The sequence below is a fragment of the Pseudobutyrivibrio sp. genome (genome assembly GCF_015057185.1).
Lineage (GTDB): Bacteria > Bacillota > Clostridia > Lachnospirales > Lachnospiraceae > Pseudobutyrivibrio.
Genome location: NZ_SVEV01000046.1, coordinates 1 through 16,224, shown reverse-complemented (window position 1 = coordinate 16,224; position 16,224 = coordinate 1). Strand labels below are relative to the sequence as shown.

Below are 16,224 nucleotides of genomic sequence, written 5' to 3'. Positions count from 1 at the left end.
GTGAAGTCTCTGTCAGTTGCTTAACTGGCAGAACCTCTCATTTTAATTTGTACTAAATCTTGACACAGGACCACTTGTAATAATTCCATGAAAATTTCTCCCTTCTATTTTTTGTCTCACTCTCATGTTCGTTATAATGTGTTATCCATGAGTATTATTTAATCCCACTCAATCTCCTCATTTACTCGATTATATAAATCAAGCTTAGCATCAACATCGATAGGTGTTACAAGCCATCCATATAGCGAACAAAGCTTTATAAAATCCTCAATACGATTAGCACCCGTCATCTCTTTAAATGTTACAACTACACCAAACCCGGTCCCCCGTCCAAGCTTTTCACTTCCTCTTTCTTTTGTGACTATACGAATTTCCCACATACCTGCTTCGTATACTTTTTTACGTAATGGGGTCAGGCACCAATGTTTTAACTTTTTGTAATAGGTGAAACGAACATGGTCTATAATTGTGATTTATTACCTAACATATTATTTAAACTGAGATTTGTATTCAATATACTTTTTACATGCTGATATATTAATTCGATTTTCAAAATAATCATCCGGATTAATAGCAATAATCAGTTCTCTACTAATCTTTTTTTCTGAATCAACAAATAAATCTATTGTTCTCCTAAACACATCATCTTTTGTCACTTGGCCAATTGCAGCTTTACCTGTTCCCAAAAGAGGCATACACAATCTATCATAATGTCCAATTGTACAAATATTATTCTCCAAAGCTGTTATAGCTACATCAATGTTATTCTTAGTTTGATTAACTGGTTTTCCATATGCGTTAACATCAGTAATTGCCACAAAATAGTAATGTTTTTTTTCATAATCGACTTTAGCAACTGCTCCTAGTGGATATTTTCGTACTTCTCCTAATATATCCGTAGTTTCTGAGTATTCTATCCCTTGACTATCCAAACTATTCCTAATCAATTGATCTAAAACCGATATTTTTCCTTTAAAAATTTTTTCTTGTATTGCCCCTTGCACACTTTGCAGGCTGATATAATCCGATTCTGTACTAGTTCTAAAATACGTATTCGTTGGTATCACATAACTATCTGCTTCAATTTTCTCTATTTTTTTTACTTGTAACCCTACTTTAAGATCATTATTTGAAACCAAAACTGAATAGCTTTTATCTAATCGATGACTGACAATAACATACAAAAATATGACAAATGCTATCATTAAATGTTTCGATTCAAACATAACTTCAAAACAGGCTACTCCTGTTGTCTCTGATATTACCTTGGTGACAGCCCATATTGAAGAATATATCCCCCAAAATGTCGCTGCAACAGACAAATATTCCTGCCAGCCATCTTTATATATAAAGTTTTTCAAAAAATACTTAGCGCTATAAATCATTTTTTTCATAATCTTAAAATCCTAGAAGCCTTTTTAAGTTAGAATAATCCCCAACCTTATTTCCTCTTTCATCATATTTCCAAAATGGAATCTCAATATATTGATGATTTTTCATATAATCGGGAAGCCATCCCTGCTGTTTTTTTAGAGAATTATATATTATAATTATTTCCTTGTCCTTACTGCGAGCTTGTCTAAATTCATGTTCAAGATAAGTATACTTATTAATATTCCCAATATCGTCCCCCTCTGCTTTCGACGTAGAAAACCACTTACACATTTTTGTACCCTTTGAATTTTGCTTATAAGGAGTACACGGACAATTCGCACCTTTCTCGAGTCTTTGACAAAATGAACCCGCACAACGCTCTGCGGTTTTATCCCCGACTATGAATAATACTACCGATGATATATTAATTTGTCGGTTAAACTCCTTTTTCAAATCGCAAGCTCTACAGTCCTCATCCTCTGTCACACTTCCGGAAACAACTTCTGCCGTGTCAGTAAAACTCATTGCATGAAACGAATCCTTCCCCCATGAATGCAATACATCTATTACCTCACGATCACCTTTCTCTTCAGCATAATCAGCACTAATGTAAATTCTTTTTTTCATTTCATTCTTCTCCTTTTTGGGCCATTAATCATTATGGCAATAATAATTCATCTAGTTATGATAATACGCCTTAATATAAGTTTTGACAATAAAAATAGACGCATATTTGCGTCTATTTCTCATACACCTCTATTCCTTTTTTTAATAATTCTATCATTTTATCTTTGACCTCTAAAGGTTCAATAATCTCTATGTTTCCTATCCCAAGAAGCCATCCTAAGAAATAATTTGAACAAGCCACATAAAATGATACATCTATTATTCCGTCCGTTACTTCCCTAATCTCTATCGCTTCACCAAATCTATCTATAAATATTCCAACAAGATTTTTAGGAATCCTAACCGTGACTCTTTCTTCTTTTGTCGAATACATATCAATTCTTCGCGAGACATATTCAAAAACATCAAATGCTTTGAATCTCTCGGCACCTTGTCTAGGCCTTCGAAGCAGTTTTATCCCTTTTATCTTATCAACCCTATACGTTCGCTCTTCAATCTCACTCTCATCATCTTTAACAGTATATCCATATAGGTAATATCTTTCATTTGCCCAAATTAACCCCCATGGACTTATAATTTTTTCTCCTACTGAAGTCAGTTTCTTTTCGATATTCCAATCCATGTATTCAAAGGAAATTTGGCTATTTGCATCCAATGCCTCTTGTATCTCTGAAATTCTATATATAATATTGCGCTTTTGACTTGCTTTATTTTTTGCTGAAAGAATAGTCCTCTCAAAAGATTTAGCAATATGAACACTGGTAAGCTTCTTGAGTTTGTTTATAATCCTTTTTGTAGAATTTATATCTATAGCAGTTGATGAATTAATCGCATCAACTATGAGTTGGATTTCTTGTTTATCTAGAATTCTACTACCAATAAAATATCTCGCATTTCTCCCTCGTTCGGAAATAATGTCTATACCTAATTCATTTCTCAGTTGATTCATATATCTAAAAATACTATCTTCACTACATGAATAACCCAATCTATCCATTTCATATCTTATTTCATTCATAGATAATTTATGATCATCATCTGTATAAGAATTCAAAATATTATATAGGGCCAGTGTTCTGTTTTTTTCGTATTTAGACATATATATCTCCCTTAATACAATAATTAGCTTTTATGCTAATACTCTACCATATCTTTTACGTATCTATAAAGAGATTCTATATCATTGTATAAATAACAAAATCGTAGCCCCCGGCGGCGGAAGCTCATCAACATATTTAAATCACTCTGAGGAGTATCTTCTATTTCCCTAGCTTCTTCATCTCCTCTGTACTACTTTCGTGTAATTAGTTCAGGCGCTTGATTTTATCGCAAAAATAAAGCTGCCAATTACCACTCGGATAATCAACAGCTTTTTTCTTTTATCTATTTGTAACAATTTCGTAATGGGTTCAGGCACCAATGTTAATTATAGGTGCTACAAACTCAGATGTACCTACCACCTGGACCCAAAGCACCATGAGAATCGAATTCAAGAAAAGTCCTGTGAATGAATAGGAAATATATGTCTTCATTAAAGCCTTCCATATATTTCTTATTTGGCCCTCCGACCTAAAAAACATACTTATTGTTCCTATAGAATGACCATAAACGCTTAATGTAAAGGCAACTAGCATAGCCACGAGATAATCCCCCTTTGGCAAAGTACTAGCGTCTTTAATGGTATTAGTGTCAAACTGCATCAACCCTTCGTGAACTGATGCAGTAATATCTCATCGACTATACTTACCTAATGGGGCAGGTGACCATTATTATCGGTCAAGAACTTTTAATAGTTTCAAACTACATTTTTCCTGCAATTCTTTTCTGTCTATTGCATAACCGTGGTATACATTATCTGTACCCTGGAATTCGTAATACGTATCCTTTAGTCTAGCGTATAGCTTTTTGTCTTTATGTTCTGAAATAGAATTCATATCACGTCTATCTTGAGACCATTCATCAAAAATCGCATTGTCAAGCAATTCTTGTGCTGTCTCGTCATCTAAATCCATCGGACTATTAACCATCCCGTTAGAGCGCATGATTTCATTTTTATGATTATGTTTAGGATTACTTTTAAAAATTCTATATCCTAACATCTTTGAATGATTATGACTTTGTTTTATTGAATATACGTTTTTTAATGTCCTCTCAATATCATTTTGAAAAGCTGTTAGTTCATCTTTTCTAACCCAGTCTGCCACATCCAAGCTTATGATAATATCATCATCAAGGGCTACCCCAAACACATAGGTTGGATTATTTTCAAGTAGCATCGGTTCACAATTTTCCACTTCAATTACAGGACTATTGTTAATCACTCCTGCTATTAATCTGCAACATTCTCTGTCATCAATATCTTTTAACAAATCCTTCATTTTTGCCATCGAATAATATTGTTGTTCATCAACAGGTTGCACGGAATATATATGTCTATCACTGAGATTATGGGATTTTTTCAATAGAAATTTACATAAACAAGCAAATTCATTCAATTTCTCACAAACAGTAATCCTATCATATATCTCTATATGCCAGGAAACATCGTTAACTATAATTCTCAATATCTATTCACTCCCCTATAATAATTCCAATAGCGCATTTTCCCATTCATCAAAAAATCCTTCCGGCCATTTATCTAATTTACCATTCCTCAAGATTTTAGGATTTGATACCAAATGCCGAAATGGCTTCTCTTTCTCTTGATAAAAATAGTTTATTGCTACCATATCATTTGATATTTCTCCTTTTTTTACAGAGAGACGTATTCCATTTAAGATATGATCACTGTGAGTTTCTAATATTATTTGTACTCCTGAAGCTGCAACAAATGAAAGAAGCTGCCCCATTGCCACCTGTCCTTGTGGATGCAAATGTGCTTCAGGATTCTCTATAAGCAGAATATCCCCAGGAGTAGATGATAACAATAAAACTATAAACGGTAGTGTGTAGGTTATTCCAAATCCCACATTTATATTGCTATATGTATTGCTTCTCTCAGTTTCACCTAATAAAAATTCATATTTTAATTCTGCAATTCTCTGAACTTCATCAACTCTAATAATAGGAATTGCAGAATTAGATATTTTACCTAGCCAATATGAGACCTGTGCCTTCAATGATCTATTAGTAGAATACTGAAAATTCAGCGATTCATCTATATCCTTATCTGAATTTAACAATAAATACTGTATTGCAAATTCACCGTCTGAACCAAACTCTCTACGCGACAACTTGTCCGCATTTGCGATGCGGTAAAATCTCTTTGGAGTGATTCTATCAGCGGATAAATATCTGATATTATTATTCATCAAAAATTCTGTGCTATCAAAAACTTTTTTAGATAAAAGCATATCAGAGAACCTATCACCAGAATGTTCATATTCAAAAGAATAGTCAGAATCATCTGTATGATAACCAAATTTGATACAATCCTCTTCAGCGTGTGAACATAACACATCCTCGGCATTTCCTAGTTGAATGTAGTCTTCATCATTCAAATATAACACCTTCATGTCTCGATTTCTTTCGAATGACTGTTTCAATAGGACAAGGCTCTGTAAAACTGTAGATTTTCCTGTACCATTTATTCCAGTTAGCATAGTCAAATTGCCAGTGGGTAATTTAATATTCTCAAAACACTTAAAATTTGTTAACTCTATTTCTTTTATCATTATATTCCCTCAAAAATAGTACGCCCTATATCCATTCTTCTAATCATAGAGCCTGTATCTCCTGATTTTATTGCAATTAAAAAGTCATTTCTTTCTAAAGTTCTAATATAATTTTCATTGACAATATCTTTATTTGCAACTAATATTTCCAATTTATCAATCGACATGCTACTAAACACAACTGATAATATTTCAAAAATAGCCTTGTTTATACGACCTCGTCGCCCATTTATAGCTATTTTTCTGAAAGCATTTCTGCCAAATATTAAGTATGCATACTTCATTGTTTTTGAAAAATTATATCGTATCTCATTTATCTGGTCGTCATTATATTGATTCACTATTTTCATAGCCTTGATTAAGTATTCGTCAATATTTCCCTTATATTCTGTCTTATAATCCAATTGTGTAAAAGCAAAAAACCTTGTAACAAATTCCTGATCCATCATTCTAGATGACGATATCGACCAGTCAGTAGCTATTAAGAACTCCTTGCTTTTTGACAGTTCCTCAGCAATTATAGTAGATTGGCCAGAATATAAAGCATGTCGGATTTCCTGAGGCTCTAGTTTAAGTCCACCTGTATTAATTCTCTGAAATATATTATAGACTACACTATCAGGAGTCCCCTTTTCGACTATATATGCATTTATTGTTGATTCCAATATCCTTCGCTGATACTGTCTAGGTAGCTGCTTAAAAGTCTTATCATTAAAATCCTTTAAGTATTGTAATCCTTCAAACTTCTTCTCATTAATTAAATAGTTTTTAAAAGCGCTCAGTCTCTGAAGACCATCAATTACTGCATAGTTTTCACTTTTTGATGCATCAAAATAAAAAGCAGGTAAAGGAATCTTTAACATAAGCGACTCTATTAATCTGCTCTGTTTATCGGCCGTCCAAAGATTTGGATTTCTTTGAAAAAACGGATCCAATTCGATTTCATCATACTTAAGCTCATCAACTAATGCGCCCACAGTTAGTGGTTTTGAATGTATATTGACATCCGCAGGATTAAATGCCGGTGTGATATCGGCATCTTTATCATAATCTTCCTCGTCCGCATCTGTAATTGTAATACCCTCGGATTTCAATAATGAAATGATTTCATCAACACATTCTGCGCCGACAAGCCCCGTTTTATCTTCCAACATATCAATAATTAGAAGATACCCTATAGAGTCATCATTATTTTTTGCAAATTCTACTATTTCATTAAATCTAGTTTCTTTATTCTCCATCATTCATGCCTCAGTATAGCGGTTTGTCATAAGAAATCAAAATAATATTTTTTATAAATTAATGATTCCTTTGCTTATATTTTTTATAATCAATACCGTACCCCTTAAAGTACATAGCAACTGGACAGATTTCATTTTCTTTGCACTGCTCCCACGGTTCATTAGTACACCTATACTTTTCATAACTCCCAATCTTGCTCTTTTTACATAATTCTTGAAGACTACACCCTTCGCCTAACTTTTCTGTTAGGATATTAAGCACTGCATCAGCTACTGGTATATACTGAGTTCCCTCCATGCCATAGTAATCGTCATTTCCATCTATCAGTATTGGAAGTCCAAAAAGATCTATTAGACGTCGAAAATACTCTGTGCAATCAGGACTATCAAATGTATCCGCAATAAATAATTTATTCGATATTCTATAGTTGTGTCCACATTCAAGAAATATTTTCAGCTGCATGTTTGTCAAACCTGTATAGGGAAACCCAACCGGAAATAATCTATCAATTCCTTCAATAGCTTCTTTGTAGTATTGTTCAAAATTCTCCATTGACATATCAATGTTTTTAATACAAAATTCTCGAAAATCTTTATCATCAAGTTCTGCCAAATGTTGTTTTGCGCATAAATCTAGTAAACCTAAAAAGAACAATCCACAATCGTCGTGCATAAGAGCCATTTCCGCAAGCATCATAATTTTCTTTGGAGTTTTCAATATTTCAGGATAAATATGCGTGCAAATAACTTCGCAGGCATTATATGGGAATTCATTTATCCTCTGTTCTCCCTCTAATAGATGGTATTCTATTAAATAGGCCATACTTTCCAAAATACATATATTACCAAATTGATAAATCTTTCCTTCATCGTAATAAATATTTACGGCAAATAATTTATTATTTGAATCAGTTTCATCTATAACCAGTTTGGTAACTACTTCATCATAATCTATCTTAACCTCATTTATATGATGAAACTTTAAATATTGGTGATCTCCATTATAAAAATCCAAGAGCATCTGCTTTTCAGATGCATTTGGAATTCCCGTTTTTTCAGCTTGTATTGGTAACTCTATTACATCTGAAGAACTATTCTTTATATCGTACACTGCCAAATTGAGCATCTGCGATTTATGAAAATAATATATATACCCATGACTTGTGCTAATATCTTGAAGAAAATGAACATATTCATGAATAAATGTCCTCCAATCCTCCTCTTTAAAGTCATTGTATTGAATTCTTTCATTAAGAATCTTCTTTATCTTGATTATATACACGCCAGGGTAATAAGCCCCTTCAATTATTTCTTTAATATCGAATTCTTTTTTCATAACGATATATCTTAAATGCCCCAATAAACGTATGCCCTTAATCATAAGTACCTTACAATTCTACCACACTCATGAGATTATTACTTCAAATACATTTCTAGGGGAGGAAATCTCATGATCACTACTAAAATTATACATCAAACAAAACTTACCAACTGGGCCGACATCATACGTGAACAACAAGCCAGTTCCATGAACGTAACCAAATTCTGCGAATCAAAGTCAATCTCAAAATCTTAGTTTTACTATTGGAAGCGTCGTCTAACAGAACATTTCGTAGAATCTCAACTTCCTGACATCGTCCAGTCTCTTCACCTATTCCAGACACTCGTTGTACAACTTTTAAAAGTTTTCCATCACCTGCCACGATTTCCGCACTTTCCATTCTTAAACTTACAATAGATGACATTACTTTAGGAATCACTGAAGACACATCAGACTTTCTTTTAGCTAAAGTCATTAAGGCGGTACGCAATGCTTAAGAATACTGATTTTAATTACTTTCCTGCAGTCTATGTAGTTTGCGGCTACACAGACATGCGCTATGGAATAGATTCCTTGGCTGCCATCATAGAACGAAAATATAAGGTTAATCTCTTTGTGCCAAATACCTCATTCCTCTTCTGTGGCAGACAATCAACTAAAATCAAAGGTCTCCTTTGAGAAGGAGATGGGTTCTTGCTTCTGTACAAACGCGTTTCCCGTGGTCATTTCTCCTGGCCTAGAAAAAGTGATAAGCTACGACAACTTCGCACAGAGCAATTCAAATGGTTGATGCAAGGCTTCGCCATAAATCCAATCATTCATGATGCTAATCCTAAGTTTTCTGCTTGATGCCATATTTAATTATTGTGCAAAACAGAGATTTTTTGCTCTCGTTTTACCATCCTTGTCAAACGGTGCTGTTCACAGCTTATCATGGCTAACCTACTATGATTTATTGCCATACGAAATTTGTCAACCTAGTTGTCAGTAAAACTTGATTTATTGATAGTTACTATATTTCATCTGACCTAGACTACCCCAGGTCAGTAATGAACTTTGTTTATGATACCTGTTGTACAGTTGCATCATTTGCAGAGTCAACCTTATCAAGATTAAGAAATACTTTATCGATGTTATTCCAGTTGCAGATTTCACGACCATCCCACCGTTCTTGATGTGTTGCTTTAGCAACTTAATAAACTTCCTTGCGATGATTAACTATCTCTTCACTTTTGCCAGCGTGACGCTCAATTGGAGTTAAAAATTCAATTCCACTGTGATGATGTTCAAAGCGGTACCAATGAACAAATAGTTTACACCAAGCACATGCATCCTCAAGTGATTCAAAGCCTTTAGGCTGATAGTTAGGTCTTTATTTCAGGGTCTTAAATAAAGATTCTGAATAAGGATTGTCATTGCTGACACGAGACCTACTGGTTGAAGGTGTTATACCAAGCTTATACAGAGTCTCAAGCATTGTTGTGCCCTTCATAGGTGTTCCATTATCAGAATGTAAAACTAGAGTCTCATAAGATAAATGATGCTGTACTAAGCATGTGTGTTTAATCAGCTTGCTAGCTAATTCAGCGATCTGTTCCTCATAGACTTCCCAGCCTACAGATTGCGGCTGAATAAGTCTAAGATTAAATGCAAATAATAAAAGCACCCTTTGTAAGGACCATTGAGATATGTGATATCCCAAGTTCATACTTGATTAGGTGCAGTAGCACAATACGGAGTAGGCTTTGCATGCTTATAAGACTCCTGGCTTATACCTCTATGATTTTGCATTTTTTCTCTATTCAAAACACGATAGAATGTACGCTCTGACGCTATATATGTGCCTTTGTCAGCAAGTATAGGCAATATTTGACACGGTGACATGCTAGAAAACTCTTCAGAGTTTACTGTATCAAGTATTTCCTGTCTTTCGGCAGGAGTTATCTTATTAACAGGATTAGAATGATCTGCAAAGGTTCTTCTATCCTCATAAGAATCAAAAGTTTTATCTAGCTTAACCCAACGATAATAGGTTTGCTCTGTAATTCCTAGTCTTTCACAAGCTTTTGAAAGGCTAGCGCCGCTTTCAACGGCTTCATTAATAAGCAAAATGGCATTGCTGCGATCTGAAGTGCTTTTTCTTCCTCTGGGCCCCCCAGATCGCATTTGCTTTTTGGGATAAAACAAGTAGAGCCGCTGCTTCAGCGAAAGCTTTTTCCTTTCGCTGAAGCTCCTTCTCGAGTTTCTTAACTTCTTTTTGAGAATCTTTAAGATCTCGATTTAACTTGGCTGCTTCCTTGGCAACACCACCATTGGCGTTCATGCAAGCATCCTTCCAAGATTTGATTTGCTCTACATAAAGGCCCTTTTTACGGGCATACTCAGCAAGCTCTGATTCATTCATGCTTGCGGTTTCAACAACAATTAAAAATTTATCCTGTGTGCTCCATGTATCAGCATTGTCTCCAGTAGGAGTAGATGTACCATTGGCCTTGGCCTCGTTTTTCCATCTGTTCAATGTTTGCTGAGGAATTCCTTCCTCTCGTGACACCTTTGCTACTGATTCATTGTTTGGCGGAAGCAATCTTCTAAGCATTGCTTCCTTAAGTTCTGGACTGTATCCCATGTGAAGCACCCTTCTGCGATATCTAAAATGATATCACACATAGTTTCAAGCTTCACTGACATCTATTCTGGCACACGGGGAACCCAAGGTCTACCACTGCATCGACATTGCTATTTCCTCTCTTCTAGCTTCAACTAACTCTACTAACTTTTCTATAGCATCATGAAATTCCTTGTGACCACTAGATTTATCATATGTTATAAATTCGATATTTCTCATCCTGCCAATAACTTCCATCTCAACATTACTAACAGTATCTTCTGGTGTAATAAAAAAATGCTTAGGGCTACCCGGAAATGCAAACGATGCATTTTCCAACATTAACTGTATATCTGGATCATTTAAACCTGTGCCTAAAAAAATAAATGTGTAATTCCAAAGCATTGCCTCTAACAATTTATAGAACATTGAATATTCATACCTTACATTTGTATATTCACTTCGCGTGAAAACTATCTTAGAAGGTTCATCTAATGTTCCATGGATTTTCAAGATTATTCTATCCTGAGATTTAAGCGATGAAATCAAGTCTGAATCATAATATCTTTTAACTTTAGTTGTACCATTAGACTCACTTTGTGCATATGTCTCATATATTTTATCAACGTTTGGCGTAATAACAACTCTAGAATCTAATCTAAATATATTTTCATGAACTCTATCATGTACAAATTGAGGCTCTAACATTTTCTTTGATAAAGCTCTCTCAAATCTTTCATGCGTAACATTATTAACTATTATTTCAAAAGCTGTTAAATAATCACCTCGTTCAATTAAATTATTTATCACACCAACAATTTTTATATCCAAATTTATATCTTTTATTACAGCTTCAATTAGCTCTTTCCATGTTGGAGGATGAACGTTTTTATCTTTTTTAGAGTAACTGTTAGCAGATATTCCTGCTCCTAAAAATAAAACACTTCTACGTAACGCTATAGCATCAACAATTTCATTAGTCCACTCCATGAATTGCCTCCACATTTCTTGATACACTATGTTCTATCTGTGCCAAAACCTCCTTATATTCATGTATCTTTTGAAAATGAGCACCAACCACTCCATCCTGACTTGTAAGTTTAAAAACGGGTTTATGAGCACTTTGAGATAAAGGAATTACACTATTAAAATTTGGAATTGATCCCAACTCATAATCTATTAACTGTAGTTTTTCATTTTCATTTAAAGTTTTTACCAGATTTGACTCAATAGTTGAAGGAACTTTTTGAAGTATTTTTTCATATGCCATAACAGGCCTGCGTCTACCTTCAACTGTCTTACTAGTATATTGCTGTACTACATAACCTAAATATTTTACAGATGCTATATCACCAAAAATATGCTTTATACTCTCACTAGTATTTCTTTTATACCCATCTATGAAGAGATCGATCCAATTTTGAATCGACTGTCCTATATTTTCTATAGCAAATAAACTGAAAATATCTGAAGATAATGGTGTCATAAAATAATCACAACCAATGATAATAGATCTATTAATAGCTCCCAATGATGGGCTCATATCAAAAAACACATAATCATAATTTTTAAGTTTTTCAGTTAACATTTTAAACGTCAATGTTGTTCTAATTCCTCGATCTTTTCCGGCTGGTACATCCCCCCAATCAGCAGCTAAAACATCTTCAAACAAAGCTAATTTGGGATCACCTGCCACTAAATCAATTCCAAAATTCTTAATTGGATAGCTATGTAGTTCCTTCGCGTAACCCTCTCCAGATGAGACAGGCTCAACGAAATTATGTATAGTATATCCTTTTCTATCAACATATACTTCTTTATACTTTGTATTGCTGAACACATAAGCCGAAGCATTGCATTGTGGATCCGCATCAATAAGCGCTACCTTCTTTTTCTTTTCCTGGGCAATAAAAGCACACAAGTTACATAATAGCGTTGTTTTTCCAACCCCACCTTTGTTGTTAAACATTGCAATCGAAACCATTTAATTACCACTTGATTAATTGCTTAAAATCAATCAATACTCCTTCCTACTATATTATTATAATAATATTACTATTATTTCTTAGATTAACTGATTACAAATTTTCCATTCTTATTTTTTAATGCAATTCGTTGATTGTTGATTATCATTTCGTTAATATGCTAAATAGCAATTGTCTATCGTTCCGAAATAATTGACATCTTTATTGATACCACGATGTACTAACTCCTTATTTTCTAAGGAACTCAATACATGTGTACCTACATATTCCAATTCCTCAGCGCTTAAGTTTTTTTCAGCTATTAAATATATTTCTATTCTTTGTTGAATTTTTGTAAACATTTACTCATCAACTTATATTTTTTTCTTTCAGTCAATATAATATTTCCTTAGCATTTATTATAGCATTAGATATTTCTCTAGTCACTAGAGCCCCAACAGACGGCTGCATAAATTTATTCTTGGGAATTAGTGAAAAGGCTATTGCTAATAATTGGCTTTGAGATTACCTTATTATTTTTCTCTTTCGAAAGGAAGCCCCACTTCGCAAAAAATAAACCATCCATACATTTCCAAAATATAGCCGTGCCCGTAGGCGTGACGATTACCTAGCTGACTTCCTATATTCCCTTAGCTGCTAATCTTGCGATTGGTAGCCATCTAGAAAAGCTGATTACCCAAGAGAATTCTTGAAAGACTTCTCCGGTACCGTGGTCACTGATGGCAATCAGGTCTACCATAAGCTTGGTAAAGAACGGCACGACCTACAAATCGCTGGCTGTTGGATTCATGCAAGAAGACCTTTTGCTGAATTCATTAAGTCTGTTGGCACTGAAGCCGCAAAAGGTTCGATAGCCGCCGAAGCATACTCGATGATTACCGAGATTATGCACATCGACAACTCTTTCGATGACCTATCGAATAGAGATTGTAAAAAGCAGTGTCAACATGTTTGCTTCGTTTTTCCATCTGTTCAATGTTTGCTGAGGAATTCCTTCCTCGCGTGACACTTTTACTACTGATTCATTGTTTGGCGGAAGCAATCTTCTAAGCATTGCCTCCCTAAGTTCTGGACTGTATCCCATGTGAAGCTCCCTTCTGTGATATTTAAAATGATATCATACATAGCTTCAAGCTTCACTGATATCTATTCTGGAACACGGGGACACCATTAAAATAATTTGCATTTTAATCAAAAATTATAAAGTGATACATTTACCATCCCTATATACAAGCGTAAATGGTAACTTTTTTGAATATCTATCAGCATTATTCGTTACTTTTACAGCAAAAGAAATAATCTCCATCATACATAAATTTAAAATACAGTATAAGCATCCATCTTGTTTTATGAAAAAAATAGTATGCAGAATATCCGTATTGGTCTTTTTAATTGAATTCCTTGTTTCTTCTAATAGTGACTCTATACCACTTCCACTCAACGGGTAAGTTACATATTGTGCAAGACTGTCGGAAACATTAATCTCCTTTTTTTCAGTATTAGCAATAGAATATAACTCCTTAGAAAAGAGCTGAGCCACCTCATCATTCAAATAGTCCTCACCTAATACCTCAAAAGCATATTCATACGCTATTTTAATTGCGGCAATATCCATTCTAGAGAAATCAATAATTACATCTTTCTTGAATTCTGGTGGTTCAATAATATTAAACTCACCAGCAATGGCATCTTTACAAAAATCGTCTATCTGTGTTTCTGAATAACCTTCTCTCTTCAATAATTTTTTTAAGAAAGCTACCCCCTCTTCCTTAGTTGATGCCTCAATTCTAATATGGCCATTTTCATTAGTTAATAGTCTAGGCATTAACTTAGGTATTCCACTTTTCATTTCATATTTTATACCTGTTTTCTCATCAGTCTCTACGCTGCTAAAAAAATTCACCTTTTTGCCACTTTTTCCAGTCAATTTTTCACCACTCCGAATAATTTTTACTAACGGATGATTTGTGAGGTAATCATCAACTCTAGCTCCTAGCTTATTATTACATTCTTCACAAACTCTCCTGGTAATCAACTTTTTATTTCCTAAGGCTTCTGGAATAATATGTTCATCTGATTTCTCTTTTTCCTTATGACAAATTATACATTGCATTGTCTTCTCACCTCTATACTGTAAACGTATAACCATAAAGCTACCATCCCGAATTGAAAGCTATCATCTAAATAGCTTGTCTAGAAAATCTACTGTCTACTTCTTTATATGTGATAGGAATAAAATATTAATTGCTCCAACAATAAACAATATATGAGAATACACTACTCTCGTTATATCAAATATGAACGTAGAAAGTTATTTTATTACACCCTTTTTTAGAATTACATCACCATATAAACGTTCTTCTCCAGTTTGAATTATTGCCACACACTTTTCACTCTTATCATAAAAATCATCTCTAGAGATTTTTTGTATGAGGTGTCATTGTGTAAATATGGTTTCACAGCGTCGGCTACACCATGCATTACTGGTTTTGGTTCAGTAATAGAAGGTGATAGTTCAACAAAAGTCGGTTCACTAACAACCATCTGATTAGATTCATCTATAGACTGAAGCTGACCTGCGAAATAGTACTGAACTCGTCACATGTGATCATAGAAGGTTGGTGGTTTAATATCGTGAAGGGCACACCATTCACGAACTGTCATGTCTTTGGGTCTGGAATTGAAGTCTTTAGCTTCTTTCCCCCCATTGCTGATAACGCATTTGCCTTTTTAAGGTACGTTCGTTTCGCGTTCATTTCTCTTATAAAAAATATTCTACAATCCACAGATTAATTTTGAACTTCTATATTTCGTCCTCACCTATACCACTCGCAATGCTCCACCTTCGTCCCCTCAGGCACAAGCGCTCTAGCACCTACAACTGCATTGCAGCCCACATGAGAATATGCCTCTACGGTACTATCATGATTAATAACAGCACCGGCATTAATAAGGCAGGATTCCTTTACAACTGCTGAGGTATGAACAACTACGTATGGTTCTATAATGCATCCTGGCTCAATAACTGCTGATTTGCTAATCACAGCTGTTGGATGAATCAATGTAGTTAAATTGAAGGTCCCTCTGACTTTATCTACCACTGCTCTGCGGCTGGCAGGATTACCAATTGCCACAATAAAATCATCGAACTGGTTTTGGTACTTTGCAAAATTGTCTATTGTATCAAGAGCATCGTCAGCGGCATCATCGAGAGCTGCTATTTTGTCGTAGCCACAATCTGCTGCCAACTCCTCTACTAAATGTCCATACTGACCATATCCCATAATTAAAATCGATTTCATGCAAATAATCTCCCTCTGAATAATCGAGTAGGAGGGAAATTCAAATGAATTTCCCGACCTCTCACACCACCGTGCGTACCGTTCGGTACACGGCG

At 34.5% G+C, this 16,224-nt stretch carries 19 protein-coding genes and 2 pseudogenes; 2 read left to right on the top strand and 19 right to left on the bottom strand.

The genetic code is table 11. The features are described 5' to 3' along the window. Positions 1-158: 158 nt before the first annotated feature. The 10 genes from E7276_RS14200 to E7276_RS14155 all read right to left on the bottom strand — a co-directional run bounded on the left by E7276_RS14200 (position 159) and on the right by E7276_RS14155 (position 8,637). Positions 159-380, bottom strand: coding sequence for a hypothetical protein (locus E7276_RS14200; RefSeq protein WP_294219007.1), 222 nt, complete (start codon positions 378-380; stop codon positions 159-161). A 108-nt stretch (positions 381-488) separates the two neighbouring features. Then, a complete protein-coding gene (locus E7276_RS14195; RefSeq protein WP_294219005.1) occupies positions 489-1,394 on the bottom strand; it encodes a macro domain-containing protein in 906 nt (301 codons plus the stop codon). Positions 1,395-1,398: 4 nt separating this feature from the next. Continuing rightward, a complete protein-coding gene (locus E7276_RS14190) occupies positions 1,399-2,001 on the bottom strand; it encodes a hypothetical protein (protein ID WP_294219003.1) in 603 nt (200 codons plus the stop codon). Between the two features lie 112 nt (positions 2,002-2,113). After that, a complete protein-coding gene (locus tag E7276_RS14185; RefSeq protein ID WP_294219001.1) occupies positions 2,114-3,100 on the bottom strand; it encodes a helix-turn-helix transcriptional regulator in 987 nt (328 codons plus the stop codon). A 310-nt stretch (positions 3,101-3,410) separates the two neighbouring features. Next, the gene (locus tag E7276_RS14180; RefSeq protein ID WP_294218999.1) at positions 3,411-3,533 is read right to left on the bottom strand and encodes a hypothetical protein; all 123 of its coding nucleotides are present in this window, start codon (positions 3,531-3,533) and stop codon (positions 3,411-3,413) included. A 237-nt stretch (positions 3,534-3,770) separates the two neighbouring features. Next, complete coding sequence (locus E7276_RS14175; protein WP_294218997.1) at positions 3,771-4,565, bottom strand: hypothetical protein; 795 nt, start codon at positions 4,563-4,565, stop codon at positions 3,771-3,773. A gap of 15 nt (positions 4,566-4,580) precedes the next feature. Continuing rightward, positions 4,581-5,675: an AAA family ATPase gene (locus tag E7276_RS14170; RefSeq protein WP_294218995.1), complete on the bottom strand. Its 1,095-nt coding sequence runs from the start codon at positions 5,673-5,675 to the stop codon at positions 4,581-4,583. Continuing rightward, positions 5,675-6,919, bottom strand: a complete 1,245-nt coding sequence (locus E7276_RS14165) for a DUF262 domain-containing protein (RefSeq protein WP_294218993.1) — start codon at positions 6,917-6,919, stop codon at positions 5,675-5,677. Before E7276_RS14165 ends, E7276_RS14170 begins: the two co-directional genes overlap by 1 nt. 55 nt (positions 6,920-6,974) lie before the next feature. Continuing rightward, positions 6,975-8,252: a hypothetical protein gene (locus tag E7276_RS14160; protein WP_294218992.1), complete on the bottom strand. Its 1,278-nt coding sequence runs from the start codon at positions 8,250-8,252 to the stop codon at positions 6,975-6,977. Between the two features lie 166 nt (positions 8,253-8,418). Then, entirely contained in the window at positions 8,419-8,637 is a 219-nt protein-coding gene (locus tag E7276_RS14155; protein WP_294218991.1) for a hypothetical protein, read from the bottom strand. An 89-nt stretch (positions 8,638-8,726) separates the two neighbouring features. Between E7276_RS14155 and tnpB the strand changes: the two are divergent. Beyond that, positions 8,727-9,086: pseudogene (tnpB, locus tag E7276_RS14150) on the top strand (IS66 family insertion sequence element accessory protein TnpB). A 523-nt stretch (positions 9,087-9,609) separates the two neighbouring features. On the opposite strand, the gene E7276_RS14145 reads toward tnpB, so the two are convergent. The 5 genes from E7276_RS14145 to E7276_RS14125 form a co-directional block, all read right to left on the bottom strand. Continuing rightward, positions 9,610-9,903, bottom strand: coding sequence for a hypothetical protein (locus tag E7276_RS14145; RefSeq protein WP_294218988.1), 294 nt, complete (start codon positions 9,901-9,903; stop codon positions 9,610-9,612). A 38-nt stretch (positions 9,904-9,941) separates the two neighbouring features. After that, positions 9,942-10,346 carry a helix-turn-helix domain-containing protein gene (locus tag E7276_RS14140; RefSeq protein WP_294218986.1) on the bottom strand — a complete coding sequence of 135 codons (405 nt, stop codon included), beginning with the start codon at positions 10,344-10,346 and terminating at the stop codon, positions 9,942-9,944. Beyond that, complete coding sequence (locus E7276_RS14135) at positions 10,336-10,863, bottom strand: transposase (protein ID WP_294218983.1); 528 nt, start codon at positions 10,861-10,863, stop codon at positions 10,336-10,338. Before E7276_RS14135 ends, E7276_RS14140 begins: the two co-directional genes overlap by 11 nt. A gap of 90 nt (positions 10,864-10,953) precedes the next feature. After that, positions 10,954-11,832, bottom strand: a complete 879-nt coding sequence (locus E7276_RS14130) for an SIR2 family protein (protein ID WP_294218980.1) — start codon at positions 11,830-11,832, stop codon at positions 10,954-10,956. Continuing rightward, positions 11,819-12,826: a ParA family protein gene (locus E7276_RS14125; protein WP_294218979.1), complete on the bottom strand. Its 1,008-nt coding sequence runs from the start codon at positions 12,824-12,826 to the stop codon at positions 11,819-11,821. Before E7276_RS14125 ends, E7276_RS14130 begins: the two co-directional genes overlap by 14 nt. 710 nt (positions 12,827-13,536) lie before the next feature. On the opposite strand from E7276_RS14125, the pseudogene E7276_RS15130 reads away from it, so the two are divergent. Beyond that, a pseudogene (locus tag E7276_RS15130) lies at positions 13,537-13,686 on the top strand (IS66 family transposase); the annotation flags it as partial. Positions 13,687-13,740: 54 nt separating this feature from the next. Here E7276_RS15130 and E7276_RS14115 read toward each other — a convergent pair. From E7276_RS14115 to E7276_RS14105, 4 genes are all read right to left on the bottom strand, one after another. Further along, the gene (locus E7276_RS14115; protein WP_294218976.1) at positions 13,741-13,911 is read right to left on the bottom strand and encodes a transposase; all 171 of its coding nucleotides are present in this window, start codon (positions 13,909-13,911) and stop codon (positions 13,741-13,743) included. Positions 13,912-14,025: 114 nt separating this feature from the next. Beyond that, on the bottom strand, positions 14,026-14,976 hold the full coding sequence (locus tag E7276_RS14110; RefSeq protein WP_294218972.1) for an HNH endonuclease: 951 nt from the start codon (positions 14,974-14,976) through the stop codon (positions 14,026-14,028). 162 nt (positions 14,977-15,138) lie between these two features. Next, positions 15,139-15,249 (bottom strand): RbsD/FucU domain-containing protein, encoded by a 111-nt coding sequence (locus E7276_RS15175; protein ID WP_442960453.1) that lies wholly within the window; start codon positions 15,247-15,249, stop codon positions 15,139-15,141. Positions 15,250-15,643: 394 nt separating this feature from the next. Continuing rightward, complete coding sequence (locus tag E7276_RS14105) at positions 15,644-16,129, bottom strand: PglD-related sugar-binding protein (protein WP_294218970.1); 486 nt, start codon at positions 16,127-16,129, stop codon at positions 15,644-15,646. Between the last annotated feature and the right edge of the window lie 95 nt (positions 16,130-16,224).